The following is a 19,594-nucleotide window of genomic DNA, read 5'->3' as shown; positions in this document are numbered from 1 at the left end:
ACCCATGATAAAGGATAACAAGGAAGACTTTACTCGCATTGAAAACCAGTATTGAGACAAATTTTTTGATAGTACATTGAAGGAATATTAATTATGAACACATTAAATAAAACATTAGCACTTATTGCACTGGCATCTTCATCAGCGGCGTTTGCTGCTACCGATTTTGATACGCTAGATGTTGATGGGAATGGAGCTCTGAGCCAGCAAGAAGCATCAATGGGTGGTATTACATCTACAACATTTGCAGAGCTTGATACTGACCAAAACGGTGAGTTATCAAAAGAAGAGTTTTCAAAAGCTTAATAACCTAATACTGAGTTTATCCTGAGTTGCCAAAGACAACCTAAGTGGGCAGGGAACCCATGATAAAGGATAACAAGGAAGACTTTACTCGCATTGAAAACCAGTATTGAGACAAATTTTTTGATAGTACATTGAAGGAATATTAATTATGAACACATTAAATAAAACATTAGCACTTATCGCACTGGCATCTTCATCAGCGGCGTTTGCTGCTACCGATTTTGATACGCTAGATGTTGATGGCAACGGCGCAATCAGCCAAAGTGAAGCATCGGTTGATGCTGAGCTTATGAGTAAATTTGCAGAGCTTGATACAGACGGTAACGGTGAGCTCTCAAAAGCTGAGTTCGCAAAGGCCTAATTATAGCTTCCGCCTACAAGGAATTTTAAAAGGACTTTTACATTGATTACGTTCAAAAGCAGCCAATACCCCCGGGCTGCTTTTTTTATGCCTGTGTGCTTCCTGTGCGGTTAAGTATATTATTTACAACATAAATACATCAGCTTATTATCGTGGTATTAATTTATACATGGAAGTTGCTAATGTTAGAGATTATTAGTTTATATTCAGCACTAAGCGCGAGTATATGGATTGTTGCTGGGGTGTATATCGCTGGTAGGTGTTATCCAAACTATAGTCATGCAAAGCAATTTTGCAGCGAGCTCGGTGCTGCTGGCAGTCCCACGGAAAAACTATCCCCGCTTATTAATAACTATCCTCTTGGATTACTATTTTGTTTATTTGGTTGGTATGTCGTACAACTGGAAAATACCGCTATATTAATTACGTTGGTCGGTTGGCTTGTCATGATTCATGGTGTGGGTACCTGGATTGCTGGTTACTTCCCTATGGATGCGGATCCTAATACTAAAAACCCTACTTTGAGTTGCCAAATACATTCTTGGGCTGGCTTGGTAATGCTGCTGTCTTTGCTGATTGCGCCAATTTTTGTTGCTGTAAGTTCATATACCGGTATTTCATTTCGGCTTTTTTCAATTTTGTGTGTGTGTATTACCTGTTACTTTTTAGTTTTGTTGACGCAAGCATTTAAGCAAAAAGGCAGTGTAGGCACTTATCAACGATTAGCTTATGGTGTGCAGTTGTTGTGGTTGAGTGCATTTTCGTTGGTGCTGTAATTTAATTTTAGATTTCAACAGTAAGTGTTGCTTTGTAAAACGCTTAAGCAAAGATGAATTAGATATTGAATGACGGAGATTAGGCTTAGTGAAAAGTGTTAGCTATACCGTGGAACTGAGCTGTCCATCTTTAGAAGAATTTTGTTTATTAAGAGAGAAAGTCGGTTGGGGTAAAGTTAACGCTGATCTGGCGAATACTAGTTTAAACAACTCGTTATTTCATGTAGTGATCCGACAGGAGGGGCTACTTGTTGGTATGGGTCGTGTAATAGGTGATGGTGGTTTATTTTTTTATATCCAAGATGTTGTTGTCGATCCTGACTTTCAAAGGCAAGGTATTGGTGCGTTGATTAAGGATAATATAGAAATGTATTTGGCTGGGGCAGCAAAAAAAAATGCAACCATCGGACTGCTCTCAGCCAAAGGTAAAGAATCTTTTTATGCTCGTTACGGATATTTTAGTAGGCCGGATAAAATTCTGGGCTGTGGGATGTGTAAATTTACTTAGGATGAAAAATTTCAATGTCTGAATATGTAGCAAGTGTTGTGTGGTCTCGCCAAGCAGAAGAGTTGTTTATCGATAATAAATATAGCCGAGGTCACTTGTGGCAATTTGATGGTGGGGCAACTATTGCTGCATCCTCCTCACCGCATATCGTGCCACTGCCATATTCTGTGGCAGAAAGTGTCGACCCCGAAGAGGCATTTATTGCGTCATTGTCGAGCTGCCATATGTTATTTTTCTTATCTATTGCGGCAAAAAATAAGTTTATAGTTGATAGCTATCAAGATGATGCCGTTGGTTTGATGCAGCGCGCTAGTGATGGGCGTATGTCGATGACTCAAGTAACTTTAAAACCATGTGTGAAGTTTGCCGAAAATGAGCAACCTAGTGCAGAGCAATTAGAAGAAATGCATCACCAGGCTCATGAGTTATGTTTTATCGCCAATTCGGTGAAAACACATATTGTGATTGAAATTGTTGGTGCTTAATTAAATTGTAAGAATACCCAGAGCGTTAAAACTGCAATATCGTTGCTATTGTTTCGCATAATGGCAACAAAACACGAATTTTCATAAACTAACTGCGTTTTTATTTTTTACTTACCAAAATAAATTTAATTTCCCCTTACAATTCAGATTGTTAATTTATGAAAAAAATTTAATTTTTATCAGTTAAAGTTGCTGTTCAGTTGCGGTTAGGGTACTCATCTTTGAAAAAAACACTATTATCAGCATAGTTTATCGAGTTGTGTCATTTTTATAACTATTAACCATTTGATTTATATGGTTTTATAGGTTAACGCATAAATCTTGTTGCTAAACTGCAACAGAATAGTCCTTCTAAATTCCACGAAAACATCAAAATACAATGTAACTCAATGATTTTTAATGGTAATAAATTGTTGGCACCGAAGTTGTAATACTCTAGTTGTCTTGAACGAAACGGTGATTATCACTTAAGTTCACAACCATAAACTTTGAAGGAATATTTATTATGAACACATTAAATAAAACATTAGCACTTATCGCATTAGCTTCTTCATCAGCAGCATTTGCAGGTACTGACTTTGACACCTTAGATGTTGATGGTAGCGGCACGATCAGCCAAAGCGAAGCGGCAGTTGATGCAAAATTAATGAGCCAATTTGCTGAGTTAGATACTGATGGTAATGGTGAGCTTTCAAAAGCTGAGTTTTCTGAAGCGTAATCGCTTATTTTCATACAAGGATCTTTGCAAAGGACCTGCGCATTTGATTAAGCAAGCACACTAAATTTTGGAAGGAAGATAATTATGAACACATTAAATAAAACTTTAGCACTTATCGCGTTGGCATCATCATCAGCTGCTTTTGCAGCAACTGACTTCGATACTCTTGATGTTGATGGCAATGGTGTAATCAGCCAACAAGAAGCATCTGCTGATGCGACTATTTCAGCTAAGTTTGCTGAGCTTGATACTGACCAAAACGGTGAGTTATCAAAAGAAGAATTTTCAAAAGCGTAATTTCAGTTTCCACAAACAGGGATCTCTGAAAAGGATTTCTTTCTTTTAAATTATTAGGAATAACACTATGAAACATATTAATACAGCACTTGCTATTTTTGCCTTAGCGGCTTCATCAACTGCGTTTGCAGCAGTTAGTTTTGACACATTTGATACTGATGGAGACGGCGTGATTAGCCAAAAAGAAGCCTCTGTGAATGCACAGTTAGTTGAAATTTTTGCTGACTTAGATACAGATCAAAATGGTGAGCTATCGAAAGAAGAGTTTGCCAGAGTACAATAAAACGTACAGCACAGTACCAAAAAAGCAGCTTCATTAAGCTGCTTTTTTGGTTAACTTGAAGGTGGCTTGCTATAAACTGTAGTCAAATTGCAGTGAAAATTTTCGCGGGTTACCATAGCGGTATTGATTATAAAAACCGATTTGGTTGTAATAAATTTTATCAAATAAATTATCAATATTAAGGCTAACAGTCATCTGCTTATTAATTTGATAGCTGGCCATTAAACTGGCTATACCATAGGCTTTTTGTGCAACTTCAACCGTGCCAAATGCAGGGTTTTTTACATCATCGTAGCTGCGACTCTGCCAGCGATAACCACCGCCAATTTTTACGCCCTGTAAGCTATCGCTTAATTGATAACTAGTGAATAACTTAAACTGATCTTTTGGATTGATGGTATTTAAAGTTGTGCCATCTGGCCTTTCACCTTTACTGCGAGTATAGCCAAAGTAAGCATCCCAAGTATCGCTTATCGCGCCATTGAGTTCTAGTTCAAAGCCTTCAGTAATGGTGCCATCAATCGCTTGGTAAATATCTTGGTTAGTTCCTGGAATTGTTGCACCGGTATATTCTCCCCAGTTATCTTGATGGATTTCAAAACCAGACAGTGACATATCTAAACGCTCATTAAATAATGAGGCTTTAATACCCACTTCGTAGTTTTTACCTTGAATTGGTGCTAAGTAATTACCATTTTCGTCCACACGGCTTTGTGGTGTGAATATATCGGTGTAATTGGCATACAGCGCCCAGCTGTCGTTTAAGGCATAAGTGGTACCAAGATAATTGGTCGGTTCATTATTCAACTCGTAATCATGCTTGCTACCAAAACTGTCTTGTGTGGTTTGCCATTGATTTAAACGACTACCCAAAATAATAGATAGCGCATTAGTTACGTTAAACTGTGAAGCAAAATAAAGTGCGCTTTGCTTTGTCGTGCCATACGAGCCATAGGCAGGTGTGGTTTGCCAGTTAGGTTTTGGGTAGTCATAATCTGTTGCAGTAAAGTCGCCAATGACAGTCGGTGGCTGTTGGTTTGCAAAATAAGGCGTTGAAAAATCTTGATCTTGGTTGTTGTAACCAAAAAGCAATTGGTGGTTTTGCCCAAACCAGTTAAACCTACCTGCTAGCTCTATTTCATAGGTTCGTTGTATTCTTTTCGCATCAATATAATTTACTGAACCGGGCTTCATGCCTATATTCGTTTGTGAGTCAGGGTTACCTGTCGCCCAAAAAACATCGTAATGTAGGTCATTATTACCATATATATAGCTCGCACTTAGCTGCCAATTAGCATTGAAGTAATGATCAATACTCATAAAGCTATTCAATGCTTTAGTTTTTGAAGATGACCAATTTGGCGCTGTGGATGTTTCTCTATCATAGTTTGTTCGGGTGCCATCGCTATAAAAAATAGGTAGTCCACCCGACATCGTGCCTTTTGGGTCTGTGGTTTGCGTATCAACAGCAAAAGTTAATAGGGTACTATCAGTTAGGTCAGCTTCGATAATACCGTATAATGTGGTTTTTTCTTGGCTGAACCTGTCTTGATATGATTGCTGATCTTGATAGGCGAGTACGGCACGCGCACGCACGGTTTCACTGCTATTTAAACTACCCGATGCATCAACCACACCACGATAGTTTTGCCAAGAACCAACCGTTGCAGAAATATTTACTTGGTTATGCACAGTAGGGCGCTTACGTATTAAGTTAATTGCTGCTGATGGATTACCTGCACCGAGCATTAAACCTGTGGCACCCCGGACGACTTCAATGCGTTCAAAAATTGCTGTGTCTGTTAAATTATCGCCGTAATTAAAGCGGGTATCGTAGGTTGTTGCTATGCCATCATATAAAATACTGGTAACACTGATACCGCGCGCTGAAATTGAATATTTACCATTATCGGCCTCTCTTGCATTGATGCCGGTTACGCTGGTGATGGCTTCAATAGCACTATTTAATTGTTGATCGGCCATAAATTGACTGGTGATAGCGATAGCTGATTGCGGAGTTTGCAAGTGGCTGAGATCAAGCCCTGTTGCTGAGTTCATTGCACTTACTTTGTAGCCGCTATCTTGCTGGCCCACGATGGTTAGTTTTTCAATGTCGTTTTTAGCTTCGGCATTTGCATTCGTTGACAGTCCACACACAAGAATACCAATAACACTGCAATATGTAACACAAAGAGGGGTGTTTAAAGTTGGGTGTATCATTTGAAGAAATCCATTTATATTAAAAAATGTGAAATTAACTTCTCACAGAAAGAGAAAACGCTTGATTATCAAACAGCGTGAGAGTAATGGATTTGGGTACAGAAGTAAATGCTTTTGAGATTGATTTTCATTTGCATGTGTTGGAGGTGGAAATTCACCTTTCGATACAGTTGCTTTGTGTCGAAAGGTGAGGAGTAACTTAGAGAAAGATAGCGCTAACTTGGAACAGTTTTTCAACTACGTTGATATGCTTTTTATCGATCAAGAACATAATGACGTGATCGCCTGAGTGAATTATCGTGTCGTCGTGGGCAATGAGTACATCATCATTACGGACAATCGCGCCAATCGTGGTACCTGCAGGCAGCTTAATATCAGCAATTGCACGGCCGACAACTTTAGAGGTATGTTCGTCGCCATGGGCCACCGCCTCAATGGCTTCTGCTGCGCCTTTACGTAATGAATACACATTAACAATATCACCGCGGCGAACATGGGTAAGCAGGGCAGAAATCGTGGCTTGCTGTGGTGAAATGGCAATATCAATTTCGCCACCTTGCACTAAATCAACATATGCACCGCGCTGAATAAGCACCATGGTTTTTTGCGCACCCATGCGTTTAGCGAGCATGGCTGACATAATATTAGCTTCATCATCATTGGTTACCGCAATGAATACATCAACTTGTTCGATGTGTTCTTCTGATAACAACTCCTGATCTGACGCATCACCACAAAACACCACTGTATTATCAAGCATTTCTGATAACTGCTCAGCACGTTCTTTATTTCGTTCAAGCAATTTTACGCTATGATTCTTTTCCAGAGAGCGAGCAAGCCCAGCACCAATATTACCGCCACCAGCAATCATAATTTTTTTGTATGAACGCTCTAATTTCTGTAGTTCATTCATTACTGCACGAATATGTTTGGTGGCAGCGAGGAAGAACACTTCATCATCCGCTTCAATTACTGTAGTACCCAGTGGTTTGATTGCTTTACCTTGGCGGTAAATCGCGGCAACACGAGTTTCAACATTAGGAATATGCTCTTTTAATGCTGACAATGCATAACCGACTAACAATCCGCCGTAGTAAGCCTTTACCGCAACCAGCGAGAGCATGCCATCGCCAAACTCTAAAACTTGTAACGCACCAGGATAATCAATCAAGCGACGAATATACTTAGTCACTAGTTGCTCTGGAGCAATATAGTGGTCAACAGGTAAATCATCGTTTTGAAAGAGCTTTTCGCGGTACTTTAAGTATTGCTCAGAACGGATCCGAGCAATTTTAGTCGGCGTATTAAAAATACTATACGCGACTTGGCAAGCGACCATGTTCACTTCATCTGAACTGGTCACTGCGATGATCATATCGGCGTCTTCCGCACCGGCGCGGCGTAATACATCAGGGTGGGCACTATGACCTGTAACACCCTGTAGATCGTATTTATCTTGTAACTCACGTAATCGGTTGCCATCAATATCAACAACCGTGATTTCGTTTTGTTCACCTACCAGGTTTTCAGCGAGTGTACCGCCTACTTGTCCTGCACCGAGTATGATTATTTTCATGGTTTACTAAAAGCTTCTTATGAGTGTGTTTTTATAAGCTTGGCATAATAAAATCCGTCACTCTCACCAGGCAGTAACTGCAGCCCAGGGTTGCTTGGGGTATCGTTATCATGTAGCGGGATATGTTCAACATCGTTATTATTTGCTAAAAATTTAGCGACTTGCTGTTGGTTCTCTTGTGGTAATACCGAGCAGGTTGCATAAATTAGCGTGCCACCTGGTTTCAATAATGGCCAAATGCTATTGAGAATATCGCCCTGGAGTGTCGCCAGATCATTGATATCTGATGCACGACGTAGCCATTTGATATCTGGGTGACGACGAATTACACCTGTTGCAGAGCAAGGAACGTCTAATAGAATACGGTCAAACTGTTGCTCATCCCACCATTTGTGTGGCTGCGAAGCATCGGCACATTGTAAATCAGCGCCTAAGCCAATTCTTTCAAGGTTTTGCTTTACACGTTCAAGGCGGGTGGCATCGCTATCAAGTGCCAGTACATCAGCATCTGCGAGTTCTAGAATGTGACAGGTTTTACCACCGGGTGCTGCGCAGGCATCTAAAATATGCTCGTCAGCTTTTGGATCTAACAAGCGTGCCGCAAGCTGTGCTGCTGCATCTTGTACTGAACATGCGCCGGTGTCGAATTCAGGCAACGAAAACACATCGCGCGGTTTATCCAGCTTAATACCATCAGGGAAATCAGGATTGAGTGTATGTTCAATGTCATTAGCAGTGAGCATTTCGCTATATTCAGCGGTGCTATATTGCGCTTGGTTAACACGCAACCACATTGGTGCTTGCTGCTGGTTCGCTTCTAGTAGAGCTTGCCAAGAGTCAGGGTAAGCTTCAGTTACTTGTTTGATAAACCAGTTTGGGTGGTTGTATAAACACACTGGTATTTGCTTGGCTTTTTCTTCAAGCTCTACTTGCTGGCGCTGAAAGCTGCGTAAAATAGCGTTGATCAAGCCTTTTAAACCCAATGCGCGCAGTTGTTCTAATGCATTAACCGTTTCGCTAATTGCTGCATGCGGTGGAACCCGCATATGTTGTAGTTGGTAAATGCCCACATACAGTAAGAACTGGAATATACGGCGCTTACCTTTAAGTGGCTGCTCAACTAAATGTTGACAATAATTTTCTAAACTTGGTAAATAACGCAGTACGCCGTAACAAATTTGCTGTAATAACGCTTTATCTTTAGGTGGTAAACCTTGGCTGGCAAAAGGCAGCTCTTGATTTAATGAGGCGCCTTTATCAACCACGTTATATAAAGTTTCGGCGGCAAGCGCCCTGACATTACTCATTGTGTTCGCCTATTCGTGTGCCAGGAGTTACCCAGTCTGCTCGACCATTTAAAAAGTCAGTAATGGCCATTGGCTTTTTACCTTGTGGTTGTACTTGAGTGATATTAAGTGCGTTAGTACCACAGGCAATCACAATGCCGTGTTTATCGCTTTGTAATACCGTTCCTGCCGTGCCTTGCTGGTCAACAACATTAGCTTGATAAACTTTTACAGTGTGTTCACCCATTTGAGTAAAACAGACCGGCCATGGATTGAATGAGCGGATATTACGCTCTATTTGCGCTGCGTCCATCGACCAATCAATATTTGCTTCGTCTTTAGATAGCTTTTTAGCGTAATTGGCAAGCTCGTCATTTTGTACTTGCGGGGTAATTTCGCCATTAGCTAACTTAGTAATGGTGTCTATTAGTGCGCTTGGGCCTAAATCGGCAAGCTTAGCGTATAAACTTGCACTTGTTTCAGTGGCGGTAATAGGGCAGCGGCTAATATGCAGCATGTCGCCGGTATCTAGGCCTTCATCCATTTGCATTATGGTGACGCCAGTCTCTTCATCGCCGGCCCAGATAGCGCGTTGAATCGGCGCGGCACCACGCCAGCGCGGTAAAATTGAGCCGTGTACATTTAAACAACCAAGCCGTGGCGCCTCTAAAATTGCTTTTGGTAACAGTAATCCATAAGCGACCACGATCATAAGGTCAGCATTTAAGCTGCTTAGTTCAGCCAGAGCGTCGTCACTTTTTAATGAGGCAGGTTGAAACACTGCTAACTCATTGGCCAGTGCTAGCTCTTTCACTTCACTGGCTTTGAGTTTTTTACCGCGCCCTGCTGGACGGTCGGGTTGGCTATACACGCCAACAATTTGATGCTCTGAGTCGATAAGAGCTTGTAAATGGCGCGCAGCAAAGTCTGGCGTACCGGCAAAAATAATGCGTAATGGTTGTGTCACTGAACTTCCTAATTATTACTAAGGTATTATTGCGCTGCTAACTTAGCTTCTTTTTCAAGTTTTTTACGAATACGTTGGCGCTTTAACGGTGATAAGTAATCGATAAATAGTTTACCCTGTAAATGGTCAAGCTCATGCTGGATGCAAATTGCTAATAGCTCATCAGCATCTAAACTAAACTCTTCGCCATTTTCATTTAATGCGGTCACTGTTACAGTTTCTGCGCGGTCAACTTTTGCATAAGAGTGTGGCACAGATAAACAGCCTTCTTCACTTACCGTGGTGCCATCTTGTTTAGTGATTGTCGGGTTGATCAATACTAACGGTTCATCACGTTCTTCTGATACGTCAATGACCACAATACGTTGATGAATATCGACTTGAGTCGCAGCTAATCCAATGCCGTTTTCATCATACATAGTTTCCAGCATGTCTTTTACAATTTGGCGAATTTGGTCGTCAACTTGCACCACTTCTTTTGCTATTGTACGTAAACGCTCATCTGGAAATCTTAAAACTTCTAACCTAGCCATAGTAACCTTTTTCACTTGTGCTTAATTTAGGGTATTGTATGCTCTTATTTTAGCCATTCGCGTTCACCTTTAACAGGTTTTGGTTGATAATAATGAAAAAACACCACAAGGAAGCTCAATGAAATACCCATTACTCGCGGCAATGTTGGCATTAAGTGCTACTTTCCCATCGTTAGCAGATGTATTAACTATAAAAAAAGATGCGCCTAAACAATACGTTGTGAAAAAGGGCGATACACTTTGGGATATTTCAGGAGTTTATTTGCAAGAGCCTTGGCAGTGGCCGGAACTTTGGCAAATGAATCCACAAATTAATAATCCACACCTAATTTACCCAGGGGATGCACTGTCTTTAATCTACGATGAGCACGGTAATCCACGTTTGGTGATTAATCAGGGTTATAAAAAGCTTTCTCCACATGGTCGAATTGTGCAAAAAGGTAAAAATGCGATCCCTACGTTACCTCTTGAGCTGCTGCGTCCTTACCTAACCTATGAGCAAGCACTAAATGCTGAAGACATTGCCGATAAACCTTATATTTTAGGTGCCAATGTCAACACTAAAATGAATACCGAAGGCCATATAGTTTATGTTAAAGGTGAGCTGAAATTACACGAGTCATACGCTATTTACCGCAACGGCGAAGCATATGTTGATCCGCAAACGAACGAAGTGTTGGCTAATAAAGCACAATTAGTGGCGGTGGGTCGTGTATTTAGAAAAGGTGATATTGCCAATGGTGTACCTGCTTCAGTTAAAGTTGAACAGGTAAAGAGAGAAATCAAAGCGGGTGATTTTTTAATGCCTGCGATAGAAGGTCAGCTATTACCTGCGTATTTTAATATTCACCGTCCTGAGCAGCCAGTGCAAGGTGAAATCATCGCATCAGTGAGTGGATTACGAGAATTCAGCACAATGGATATTGTAGTGCTAAACTTAGGGTCAGAGCAGCAAATTAAAGAAGGCCATATTTTAGATATTGAGCGTCAATCACCGACTGTTTTTGATGGTCGCAATGGCCCACGCTACAAAGAAGATTCAAATAGCCTTGAAAAGTTAGTAACAAACGCCAACGAATTTTTTGGCGTTGAGGCAGATGCCGACACGACTGTGTGGCATATGCCAAAAGAACAGGTCGGTCAGCTAATGGTGTTTAAAGTTTATAAAAACGTTAGTTATGCCTTAATCGTAAAAAACCAGCACCCAATCCGAGTCGGTGATTTTGCAGTTATAAATTAATTCAGGTTTGAGTGCTCTAAGGAGGGAGCATGAAAGATTCATCAGGCAAGCTAACCCATTGGCTTGCCTTTTATTTATGTAAAGGCTTAGGTGTTAAAACCTTATTGGCATTGGCACAAAAACTGCCATTAGATGATTTGTTTGAGCTGACTCACGATCAGCTTACCGGTCATGGTTTAAGCCCGCAGGTCGCCACTAATTTACTAGCAACCGATTGGCAGCAAGTTGACTATTATCAACAGATAATTGTTAACTCACAGATAACCGCAATTGATTACTTCGATCCTCACTATCCACCATTATTAAAAGAAATTGCTAGCGCGCCTTTATTGCTATTTTGCCGAGGCAATTTAGAGTTATTGACCAGTCCGCAAATCGCTATTGTTGGAAGCCGCAATGCCACGCCAATCGGTTTAGAGATCGCCGCTGAATTTGCTCATCAACTCACTGTGGCTGGATTAACGGTAACTTCCGGAATGGCGCTTGGTATTGATGGTGCTGCCCACAAAGGAGCGCTGGCGGGCAATGGTAAAACCATTGGAGTGCTTGGTACTGGAGTGGATGTTTATTATCCTAAACGGCATAAGTTACTCACCGATCAAGTATCCGAACGGGGGATGTTGGTGAGCGAGTTTTTACCCGGTACAGCCGCTAATGCTAATAACTTCCCAAGACGTAATCGTATAATATCTGGTTTGTCATTAGGTGTGTTGATTGTCGAGGCTGAAATAAAAAGCGGTTCGCTTATCACCGTGCGTTATGCGCTGGAGCAAAACAAAGAAGTTTTTGCAGTGCCTGGTTCAATTAAAAATCCACTCTCTGAAGCCAGTCACTTTTTAATTAAACAAGGTGCAAAGCTGGTGGAAAATGTCAGTGATATTCTCGACGAAGTGAGCTTTTTCTGCGAAAACAGTCTATATACTATAGAAGAAGCAACGGTTGATGAACCTGCCTGCGAAATACTAAACAGTGTTGGTTTTGAAGTAACAGCTGTTGATTTAATTGCTCAGCGTAGCCAGTGGCCAATAGATAAAGTGCAAGCACGTTTACTTGATCTTGAATTGGAAGATAGAGTAGAGCGTGTATTAGATGGCTATATTAGAGTTCGATAAGCTTAGTGTGGAGGAAAGTAACATGTTCGATATCCTCATGTATCTGTTTGAAAACTACATTCACAGCGAAGCCGAAGTCTTTGTTGAGCATAATGAACTCACTGACGAATTATTACGTGCCGGCTTTAATAAGCCCGAAATATACAAAGCACTTGATTGGCTTGAGCAGCTTGCTGACTTGCAGCACAGTGATGAATTCCCTTATTTAAACCGCCTCCCACAACATGCGATACGTATTTTTACCGATAGTGAATGCCACATGCTGAGCGTAGAGTGTCGGGGCTTTTTAATGTTTTTAGAACAAGTCGGAGTGATCAACAGCGCAACGCGTGAAATGGTTATGGATCGTTTGTTCGCATTAGATAAATCTTATATATCACTTGATGATTTAAAATGGGTGGTACTTATGGTGTTGTTTAATGTGCCAGGCTCAGAGCAAGCTTATGCGCAAATGGAAGAACTTATTTTTGATGAGCCGGCAGAGGTAGTACATTAAGCAAGTGCTGCGCTTGTATCTTTAATTAGTTTGGGTATATTAGGCGAAAATTAGCCAGCTGCTTAGGGAACACATGAGTAAAATCGACCAATCGCTTTTTTCTGCAAATCAACATGCCTTAGAAAAAGAATACGAAGTGTGCCCTAAATGCGGTTCAGAGCTTGTGATCCGCAACAGTAAATCAGGTCCTTTCCTTGGCTGTGCGAGTTACCCCGAATGTGATTTTATTCGCTCGCTTGCTCAACATGATACTCAACAAATCAAAGTACTTGATGATAGCCCTTGTCCAGAGTGTGGTAATCCGCTAGTAGTGAAGAATGGCCGCTATGGTATGTTTATTGGCTGTACGGGTTATCCTGAGTGTCACTACATTGCTCATGATGAGCCTGAGCCAAATGAAGAAGTTTTACCTGCTTGCCCTAAGTGTAAAAAAGGCCAGTTAGTGGCGCGTAGTAATAAATTTGGTAAAACATTTTATTCATGTAATAGCTATCCAAGTTGTAAATACACACTCAATCACAAACCAGTTAGCCATATCTGCCCCGCGTGCCAATGGCCAGTAATGATGCAAAAGCAAATGACCAATAGTGTTGTGCTACAATGCCCTCAGAAAAGTTGCTCGCATAAATTCACGGTGAGCGAATAATTACCGGCTTTAATTTTATTGTATTTGGAGATTTTCAGTGACTGATACTACCTCAGTTCCTTTAACAGCCCTTGCTGCTGTGTCGCAAGGCGGGGTTATTGTTTACCCAACCGAAGCTGTTTATGGCTTAGGCTGTGACCCCGATAATCAGCAAGCTGTGGAGCGCTTACTTGCAATAAAGCAGCGGCCCGTTGAGAAAGGCTTAATTTTAATTGCCGATAATTATGGGCAATTATTAAAGTATGTTGATGATGCAAAAATTCCGATGGATAAACGCGCTGATATTTTTTCCAGCTGGCCCGGCGCAATTACTTGGGTTATGCCAGCGGCTAAAGGTACGCCTAAATGGTTAACAGGACAATTTGATAGTATTGCTGTGCGTGTAACTAATCACCCAACAGTAAAGCGCTTATGCCAAGAATTAGGCAAACCTCTTGTGTCTACTAGTGCTAACTTATCAGGACATGATACGGTCACTAGTATTGCAATGGCTAAAAGTGAGTTTGGCGAGCTGGTGGCATTTTATGTAGATGAACCACTCGGTGGTAACACGCAGCCTAGCACTATTAAAGATGTAATGACCGGCAAAGTATTTAGAGGATAACCATGCACAGCAATTTACTCGAACAAGTAAAAACCTACCTGATGGCCTTGCAAGACACAATTTGCCAAGGTTTAGAGCAAGCTGATGGCCAAGCCAAGTTTGTAGAAGACAGTTGGCAGCGCGAAGAAGGCGGTGGTGGCCGAACTCGTGTTATTCGTGGTGGCAATGTGATCGAGCAAGGTGGGGTGAACTACTCGCATGTGTTTGGTGCTTCAATGCCGGCATCGGCAACTGCGCATCGTCCAGAACTTGCTGGTCGTAGCTTCCATGCCTGTGGTGTCTCGCTAGTGATCCACCCAAACAATCCACATATTCCAACGAGCCATGCTAACGTACGCTTTTTCATTGCAGAAAAGCAAGGTGAGGAGCCTATTTGGTGGTTTGGTGGTGGTTTTGACTTAACGCCATTTTATCCTGAGCTTGAAGATGTTCAACATTGGCATCAAGTCGCGCATGATTTATGTGCGCCGTTTGGAGATGAGGTTTACCCTAAATATAAAAAATGGTGTGACGAGTATTTTTACCTAAAACATCGCGATGAAACGCGCGGTGTCGGCGGTTTATTCTTTGATGATTTGAATGAAGCCGGGTTTGAGCAAAGCTTTGCCTTTATGCAAGCAGTAGGCAATGGCTTTTTAGGTGCTTATTTACCTATTATTGAACGTAGAAAAGCAACCCTATTTACTGAGCAGCAACGAGACTTCCAACTTTATCGTCGTGGCCGTTATGTTGAGTTTAACTTAGTGTGGGATCGTGGCACTTTATTTGGCTTGCAAAGTGGCGGACGTACAGAATCAATATTAATGTCGATGCCGCCGCTAGCGCGTTGGGAATATAACTATACACCCGAAGAAGGCAGTGCTGAAAATAAGCTATACGCTGACTTTTTAAAACCAAGAGACTGGTTAGGGCTAGCATAGTAAGCAGGCTGCCAGTCAATATCTGGTTTATTGACTGGCAACTTTAAGTATTACATCAATTTAAAGCTTCTTACTTGCTCATCCAGTGAACGCGCTAGATTTAACAGCTCCTCACTTACTTTTTGGTTATCGTTAGCATCCACTAATGACCGCTCAGCGTTATCACTAATACCAATAACACTCCTATTTATTTCCTCTGCGGCTAAGTTTTGTTGTTCTGTCGCGTCGGCTATTTGAATATTAAGTTGATTTATTTCATTCATCTGCATAGAAATATCTTTTAAAGCTTGAGCAACATTTTTTACTTGTTGCGCTCTAGCATCAGCCTCCTCACACGATTCACCCATGGTTTTAACCGTTTGCGCCGCTTCGGATTGCAGTTTGTCGATTGTGCGACGAATTTCATCGGTGGATGCATGAGTACGAGTTGCCAATGTACGTACTTCATCAGCCACCACAGCAAAGCCCCGCCCAGCTTTACCTGCACGTGCGGCTTCAATCGCAGCATTAAGAGCTAACAAATTGGTCTGTTCAGCAATACTGCTAATCACTTCGAGTACTTTTCCTACCTCAAGTGTTTGTACTTGTAGTTGACTTACTTGCGCTGCAGCTTGGCGAACATCGTCTGCTAATTGATTAATACTGAGTTCTGTTTGTTCAGCAACATGCATACTTTGTTGTGCAAGTTCATTACTGTTTTCTGATTTTTCAGAGGCAAAGTGAGTGGTGTTTTTTACTTCATTAGAGGAGCTCTCTAGTTCGTTTATAGCAGCTGCCACGGAGTCTGTATTTTTCTTTTGCTCTAAAATAGCGCGCTCAGTAGTATCCGCTGAGGTATAAATTTTTTCTGCTGAGTGGATCAATATTTTTGATGAATGAGATACTTGAGCAATATTATCTTTAAAGGTAGCGATCATCTTATTAAAGCTGGTGGCGAGCCAACCCAGTTCATCTTCAGCGCTATCGTCAATTCGCAGGCTTAAATCTTTGTTGGTTGTAGCTAAATGCATAGCATGACCTAGCTTTTTAAGGCGTACAATAAAAATTTGTCTAAACATAATGCCCAGTAATACAAAGGCAATAATAAAAATAATAGAGAGTAATGCGGTATTTACTAGGGTGTTGTAAGTCACCGCATTATCAATATCAGCTAATGAGTAACTAATTTTAACTACGCCGAGTACATCACCTTCTTGTGCTTGATGACAGCCAAGGCAATTAGTGCCTTTATAATCGCTACTGGCAAACATAGGGCGCAGAAAAGTCATACTGCGGCTATTATTTTGCTGATCAATTAGCAATGTTTCCTTGCCTTTTAAAGCCTCGCGTTCGATATCGTTGCTCGGCGCTTGATTTTTATTGCCCGGCCCATAAAGTTTATTAACAATTGGGGAGCGAATAATATGCGCATCTTCAATATTTGGGTGCTTGCGTAGTTTTTGGCTTAATAGCTCTCTATTTGCCATGGTGCCTGTGATCATCAAAGTATTGATAGAGTCAAAGTAGTTATCAGCAAGAAGCTTAATATTTTCTGCAACAGTGTCTTGCGCAAGCGTTCGTTGTTGGCTTGAGCTACTAAGAATACTGGCAATTAACACAATAATGCCTGTTAGGGCCAATAGGGCATAAATTTTATGTTGGATTGATTTCACACGCACGACGCTTTTTCTAAATATTTGACCACGTATTATCTATATTTAAAAAAAGGCCGTTTTGACTTAGCGCAAATAACGTGCAGTTAAAGAGAAGTGCTAGTGCTGATTAATCATATGACTGGCAAGTTGTGCCAAAGATTTACGTAACCCTTCTCGTAATAAGGGATTATCAATTTCCGCGTCTAACGCTTTATTCATGCAATACATCCATTGATCTCGTAAATCTTGATCAATTGGAAAAGGCATATGGCGTTTACGCAGCATAGGGTGACCATGTTTTTCAACAAACAAGTCTGGGCCGCCTAACCACCCTGATAAAAACTCAAAAAACACTTGGCGAATACGGTCCAATGGTTGAGGATGCATATCATATAACGGTTTAGCGTATTCATCGCTGGCCATAATGTCGTAGAATCGATTCGCAAGTGCTAAAGCACCAGCTTCTCCACCCATCAGTTGATAAGGTGTTTTTTCTGGCGTTGGTGCTTGCTGTTGTTCTGGTGGTTTCGATTTTGAAAAGAATCGTTTAATCATAGTTTTATCATCATTAATTAGCAGTAAGTTACGAGGTAATGTTACTGCACAAAGAGGTTGCTCAAGTATGGACAAATATGCAGTTTTTGGAAATCCTATTAAACATTCAAAATCCCCTGCGATACATCAGCAATTTGCAACCTCATTGGGCGAACAAATCGAATACAGCGCAATATTAGCACCGATTGATGGTTTTAAAAAAGCCGTGGCCGATTTTTTTGCCACAGGCGGTAAAGGAGCTAATGTTACAGTGCCATTTAAAGAGCAAGCATTTGCGCTAGTTGATGAGCGAACTGAATTGGCAACCATTGTCGGAGCAGTAAATACTATTAAGTTATTAGATGATGGGCGCTTGCTAGGTGACAACACCGATGGCATTGGTTTTGTGAACGATCTGCTTGCGAATCAGGTTACCATTAAAGATAAACGGGTCTTACTTATAGGTGCCGGAGGCGCTGCACGTGGCGTGGTTTTACCGTTATTGGCACAACAGCCGAGTGAAATCATTATAGTCAATCGTACGGCAGCAAAAGCTAAGGAACTAGCTGAATTATTTGCCCAATACGGTAATGTAACTGGCTATGGTTTTGATGATTTGCCAGTAAGTGATTACTCGCTAATTGTAAACTCTACATCTAGCAGTATGCTTGGTGAATTGCCTGCGCTTGATAAAAAACACCTTGATGGCTGTGAACATGTTTATGATATGTTTTATTCACAGCAAAATACGCTGTTTATGCAATGGGCTCAGGGCTATAAGGCTAATATTAACGTACTTGATGGAAGTGGCATGCTAGTAGGGCAAGCTGCACAAGCCTATTTTGTGTGGCGCAATAATATGCCTGAAATACTCCCTGTTGTTCGGGCATTAAAAACCGGAGAGCTTGCATGAATCAAGCAATCCAATTTATCGACCGATTTGAATTTAACTTACAATCCCAGCTGTTAACGTTTTTTGCTCAAGTAAGTGGCTTAATGGTTGAATGTGTCATTGACACACACACGCTAGCATTGGCTGACCAACAAGCTGCAAAGTTACATTTTGAACAGGCGCGTTTTGACTATGAAGATATAGCCGAGCAACTAATCGAGAATGAAGAATATAACTCGGCAGGACAAATCATTGTTTCAGTGCTGAGTTAATCCTCAGCTAGATACTCATCTTTAAGCTCAACATAATTAGTTGCTGATATTTTTAAAAAACTCAGCTCTTGCTCGGTTAAAGGGCGCGCCTGCTTTACTGGACTACCCACATAGAGAAAGCCCGATTCCAAGCGCTTGTTTGGTGGAACTAATGAACCGCCACCAATTATCACATCATCTTCAACAATGGCATTATCCATTACAATCGCGCCCATGCCGACTAAAATACGATTCCCCAAACAACAGCCGTGCAACATAACCTTGTGACCAACGGTAACATCATCACCAATAATTAATGGATAACCATCTGGGTTACTTTTACTGGCACGCGTTAGATGTAACACGCTGCCGTCTTGCACGTTAGTACGTTCACCAATGCGTATATAGTTAACGTCCCCTCGTGCTGCTACTAATGGCCATACACTACTATCTTCACCTAATGTGATATCACCAACTAAAACAGCCGACTCATCTATATAAACAGACTGGTTAAAACGAGGAGTAATTCCTTTATAAGAACGGATTGCCATAAAACACCTAATAAATTAAGAATAAGTTCAATAGTAAGAGGTAAATAGTGTAGCAGTAGAGCCTATAAAATGGCCAGCTAGGATCTGTGCTGTATACTAAACTAGCACTTTTGAGCTGTTTAGCGCGTAAATTGAACGAACAGCACTTTATTTCAAGTTTTCTTTAAAAAACGCTTGCGTAAAATTCGCCGCGCCCTATAATGCGACCCCACTGAGACGGCAGCAGGCAACGCTTAAGCTGCAAGAGTTAATCAGTTAGTCGAGTAAAACTTGAGTTTAGATTTTTAAGAAAGTTTAAAATTAAGTGTTGACAAAAAAATAGGAAAGCGTAATATGCGCAGCCCTAGCGAGATAAAGTTTAACTTTAACCGCAACGTTCTTTAACAATATAAAGCAAT

24 protein-coding genes are annotated in these 19,594 nt (G+C 41.1%); 16 read left to right on the top strand and 8 right to left on the bottom strand.

All coding sequences use genetic code 11. The features are described from left to right. The first annotated feature begins 93 nt into the window (after window positions 1–93). The 8 genes from H5154_RS12625 (at window position 94) to H5154_RS12590 (ending at window position 3,734) form a co-directional block, all read left to right on the top strand. Window positions 94–306 (top strand): calmodulin, encoded by a 213-nt coding sequence (locus H5154_RS12625; RefSeq protein WP_145241752.1) that lies wholly within the window; start codon window positions 94–96, stop codon window positions 304–306. 148 nt (window positions 307–454) lie between these two features. Beyond that, window positions 455–667, top strand: a complete 213-nt coding sequence (locus H5154_RS12620) for a calmodulin (RefSeq protein WP_145241754.1) — start codon at window positions 455–457, stop codon at window positions 665–667. Window positions 668–849: 182 nt separating this feature from the next. Further along, window positions 850–1,443, top strand: a complete 594-nt coding sequence (locus H5154_RS12615; RefSeq protein WP_182718500.1) for a DUF998 domain-containing protein — start codon at window positions 850–852, stop codon at window positions 1,441–1,443. 88 nt (window positions 1,444–1,531) lie between these two features. Beyond that, entirely contained in the window at window positions 1,532–1,951 is a 420-nt protein-coding gene (locus tag H5154_RS12610; RefSeq protein ID WP_310736613.1) for a GNAT family N-acetyltransferase, read from the top strand. 14 nt (window positions 1,952–1,965) lie between these two features. Continuing rightward, complete coding sequence (locus H5154_RS12605; protein WP_182718499.1) at window positions 1,966–2,436, top strand: OsmC family protein; 471 nt, start codon at window positions 1,966–1,968, stop codon at window positions 2,434–2,436. Window positions 2,437–2,941: 505 nt separating this feature from the next. Continuing rightward, window positions 2,942–3,154: a calmodulin gene (locus H5154_RS12600; protein WP_145241758.1), complete on the top strand. Its 213-nt coding sequence runs from the start codon at window positions 2,942–2,944 to the stop codon at window positions 3,152–3,154. Window positions 3,155–3,238: 84 nt separating this feature from the next. Next, window positions 3,239–3,451 carry a calmodulin gene (locus tag H5154_RS12595; RefSeq protein ID WP_145241760.1) on the top strand — a complete coding sequence of 71 codons (213 nt, stop codon included), beginning with the start codon at window positions 3,239–3,241 and terminating at the stop codon, window positions 3,449–3,451. A gap of 67 nt (window positions 3,452–3,518) precedes the next feature. Beyond that, a complete protein-coding gene (locus tag H5154_RS12590) occupies window positions 3,519–3,734 on the top strand; it encodes an EF-hand domain-containing protein (protein WP_182718498.1) in 216 nt (71 codons plus the stop codon). A 69-nt stretch (window positions 3,735–3,803) separates the two neighbouring features. Here the strand turns inward: H5154_RS12590 and H5154_RS12585 are convergent, their stop codons facing one another. From H5154_RS12585 to def, 5 genes are all read right to left on the bottom strand, one after another. Then, the gene (locus H5154_RS12585; protein WP_259398504.1) at window positions 3,804–5,954 is read right to left on the bottom strand and encodes a TonB-dependent siderophore receptor; all 2,151 of its coding nucleotides are present in this window, start codon (window positions 5,952–5,954) and stop codon (window positions 3,804–3,806) included. Window positions 5,955–6,153: 199 nt separating this feature from the next. Beyond that, window positions 6,154–7,530 carry a Trk system potassium transporter TrkA gene (gene trkA / locus H5154_RS12580; RefSeq protein WP_064668279.1) on the bottom strand — a complete coding sequence of 459 codons (1,377 nt, stop codon included), beginning with the start codon at window positions 7,528–7,530 and terminating at the stop codon, window positions 6,154–6,156. A 17-nt stretch (window positions 7,531–7,547) separates the two neighbouring features. Then, on the bottom strand, window positions 7,548–8,837 hold the full coding sequence (gene rsmB / locus H5154_RS12575; RefSeq protein ID WP_145241763.1) for a 16S rRNA (cytosine(967)-C(5))-methyltransferase RsmB: 1,290 nt from the start codon (window positions 8,835–8,837) through the stop codon (window positions 7,548–7,550). Beyond that, entirely contained in the window at window positions 8,830–9,783 is a 954-nt protein-coding gene (fmt, locus tag H5154_RS12570) for a methionyl-tRNA formyltransferase (protein ID WP_145241764.1), read from the bottom strand. The genes rsmB and fmt overlap by 8 nt, the downstream gene beginning before the upstream one ends. 26 nt (window positions 9,784–9,809) lie before the next feature. Next, window positions 9,810–10,316 carry a peptide deformylase gene (gene def / locus H5154_RS12565; protein WP_145241766.1) on the bottom strand — a complete coding sequence of 169 codons (507 nt, stop codon included), beginning with the start codon at window positions 10,314–10,316 and terminating at the stop codon, window positions 9,810–9,812. Window positions 10,317–10,434: 118 nt separating this feature from the next. Between def and H5154_RS12560 the strand changes: the two genes are divergently transcribed. The 6 genes from H5154_RS12560 (at window position 10,435) to hemF (ending at window position 15,334) form a co-directional block, all read left to right on the top strand. Beyond that, complete coding sequence (locus H5154_RS12560) at window positions 10,435–11,556, top strand: LysM peptidoglycan-binding domain-containing protein (protein WP_182718497.1); 1,122 nt, start codon at window positions 10,435–10,437, stop codon at window positions 11,554–11,556. Between the two features lie 29 nt (window positions 11,557–11,585). Continuing rightward, on the top strand, window positions 11,586–12,668 hold the full coding sequence (dprA, locus tag H5154_RS12555; protein WP_182718496.1) for a DNA-processing protein DprA: 1,083 nt from the start codon (window positions 11,586–11,588) through the stop codon (window positions 12,666–12,668). A 22-nt stretch (window positions 12,669–12,690) separates the two neighbouring features. After that, window positions 12,691–13,164 (top strand): DUF494 family protein, encoded by a 474-nt coding sequence (locus H5154_RS12550; RefSeq protein ID WP_182718495.1) that lies wholly within the window; start codon window positions 12,691–12,693, stop codon window positions 13,162–13,164. Window positions 13,165–13,237: 73 nt separating this feature from the next. Continuing rightward, window positions 13,238–13,810 carry a type I DNA topoisomerase gene (locus H5154_RS12545; protein WP_182718494.1) on the top strand — a complete coding sequence of 191 codons (573 nt, stop codon included), beginning with the start codon at window positions 13,238–13,240 and terminating at the stop codon, window positions 13,808–13,810. 37 nt (window positions 13,811–13,847) lie between these two features. Next, a complete protein-coding gene (locus H5154_RS12540; protein WP_182718493.1) occupies window positions 13,848–14,414 on the top strand; it encodes an L-threonylcarbamoyladenylate synthase in 567 nt (188 codons plus the stop codon). A gap of 2 nt (window positions 14,415–14,416) precedes the next feature. Beyond that, entirely contained in the window at window positions 14,417–15,334 is a 918-nt protein-coding gene (gene hemF, locus H5154_RS12535) for an oxygen-dependent coproporphyrinogen oxidase (protein WP_182718492.1), read from the top strand. Window positions 15,335–15,384: 50 nt separating this feature from the next. Here the strand turns inward: hemF and H5154_RS12530 are convergent, their stop codons facing one another. Both H5154_RS12530 and H5154_RS12525 read right to left on the bottom strand, forming a co-directional pair. Then, window positions 15,385–16,986 (bottom strand): methyl-accepting chemotaxis protein, encoded by a 1,602-nt coding sequence (locus tag H5154_RS12530; protein ID WP_182718491.1) that lies wholly within the window; start codon window positions 16,984–16,986, stop codon window positions 15,385–15,387. A 99-nt stretch (window positions 16,987–17,085) separates the two neighbouring features. Further along, window positions 17,086–17,523: a group II truncated hemoglobin gene (locus tag H5154_RS12525; protein WP_145241782.1), complete on the bottom strand. Its 438-nt coding sequence runs from the start codon at window positions 17,521–17,523 to the stop codon at window positions 17,086–17,088. 67 nt (window positions 17,524–17,590) lie between these two features. Here H5154_RS12525 and aroE point away from each other — a divergent pair, with 67 nt between their 5' ends. Then, on the top strand, window positions 17,591–18,415 hold the full coding sequence (gene aroE, locus H5154_RS12520; protein ID WP_145241784.1) for a shikimate dehydrogenase: 825 nt from the start codon (window positions 17,591–17,593) through the stop codon (window positions 18,413–18,415). Further along, window positions 18,412–18,666, top strand: a complete 255-nt coding sequence (locus tag H5154_RS12515; RefSeq protein WP_182718490.1) for a DUF1488 domain-containing protein — start codon at window positions 18,412–18,414, stop codon at window positions 18,664–18,666. The genes aroE and H5154_RS12515 overlap by 4 nt, the downstream gene beginning before the upstream one ends. Here H5154_RS12515 and H5154_RS12510 read toward each other — a convergent pair. Further along, complete coding sequence (locus H5154_RS12510) at window positions 18,663–19,196, bottom strand: gamma carbonic anhydrase family protein (RefSeq protein WP_149983193.1); 534 nt, start codon at window positions 19,194–19,196, stop codon at window positions 18,663–18,665. The two genes, H5154_RS12515 and H5154_RS12510, sit on opposite strands and share 4 nt — an antisense overlap. Between the last annotated feature and the right edge of the window lie 398 nt (window positions 19,197–19,594).

Origin of the sequence: Pseudoalteromonas sp. SR44-5, from assembly GCF_014163675.1 — a bacterium.
GTDB classification, from domain to species: Bacteria; Pseudomonadota; Gammaproteobacteria; order Enterobacterales; family Alteromonadaceae; genus Pseudoalteromonas; species Pseudoalteromonas rhizosphaerae.
This window is presented reverse-complemented; position numbering and strand designations above follow the sequence as displayed.

Bases quoted from the DNA above. Each gene is read 5' to 3' on its own strand.
- H5154_RS12625 (WP_145241752.1), top strand. From the start codon at position 94: ATGAACACATTAAATAAAACATTAGCACTTATTGCACTGGCATCTTCA.
- H5154_RS12620 (WP_145241754.1), top strand. From the start codon at position 455: ATGAACACATTAAATAAAACATTAGCACTTATCGCACTGGCATCTTCA.
- H5154_RS12615 (WP_182718500.1), top strand. From the start codon at position 850: ATGTTAGAGATTATTAGTTTATATTCAGCACTAAGCGCGAGTATATGG.
- H5154_RS12605 (WP_182718499.1), top strand. From the start codon at position 1,966: ATGTCTGAATATGTAGCAAGTGTTGTGTGGTCTCGCCAAGCAGAAGAG.
- H5154_RS12600 (WP_145241758.1), top strand. From the start codon at position 2,942: ATGAACACATTAAATAAAACATTAGCACTTATCGCATTAGCTTCTTCA.
- H5154_RS12595 (WP_145241760.1), top strand. From the start codon at position 3,239: ATGAACACATTAAATAAAACTTTAGCACTTATCGCGTTGGCATCATCA.
- H5154_RS12590 (WP_182718498.1), top strand. From the start codon at position 3,519: ATGAAACATATTAATACAGCACTTGCTATTTTTGCCTTAGCGGCTTCA.
- H5154_RS12585 (WP_259398504.1), bottom strand. From the start codon at position 5,954: ATGATACACCCAACTTTAAACACCCCTCTTTGTGTTACATATTGCAGT.
- trkA (WP_064668279.1), bottom strand. From the start codon at position 7,530: ATGAAAATAATCATACTCGGTGCAGGACAAGTAGGCGGTACACTCGCT.
- rsmB (WP_145241763.1), bottom strand. From the start codon at position 8,837: ATGAGTAATGTCAGGGCGCTTGCCGCCGAAACTTTATATAACGTGGTT.
- def (WP_145241766.1), bottom strand. From the start codon at position 10,316: ATGGCTAGGTTAGAAGTTTTAAGATTTCCAGATGAGCGTTTACGTACA.
- H5154_RS12560 (WP_182718497.1), top strand. From the start codon at position 10,435: ATGAAATACCCATTACTCGCGGCAATGTTGGCATTAAGTGCTACTTTC.
- dprA (WP_182718496.1), top strand. From the start codon at position 11,586: ATGAAAGATTCATCAGGCAAGCTAACCCATTGGCTTGCCTTTTATTTA.
- H5154_RS12550 (WP_182718495.1), top strand. From the start codon at position 12,691: ATGTTCGATATCCTCATGTATCTGTTTGAAAACTACATTCACAGCGAA.
- H5154_RS12545 (WP_182718494.1), top strand. From the start codon at position 13,238: ATGAGTAAAATCGACCAATCGCTTTTTTCTGCAAATCAACATGCCTTA.
- hemF (WP_182718492.1), top strand. From the start codon at position 14,417: ATGCACAGCAATTTACTCGAACAAGTAAAAACCTACCTGATGGCCTTG.
- H5154_RS12525 (WP_145241782.1), bottom strand. From the start codon at position 17,523: ATGATTAAACGATTCTTTTCAAAATCGAAACCACCAGAACAACAGCAA.
- aroE (WP_145241784.1), top strand. From the start codon at position 17,591: ATGGACAAATATGCAGTTTTTGGAAATCCTATTAAACATTCAAAATCC.
- H5154_RS12515 (WP_182718490.1), top strand. From the start codon at position 18,412: ATGAATCAAGCAATCCAATTTATCGACCGATTTGAATTTAACTTACAA.
- H5154_RS12510 (WP_149983193.1), bottom strand. From the start codon at position 19,196: ATGGCAATCCGTTCTTATAAAGGAATTACTCCTCGTTTTAACCAGTCT.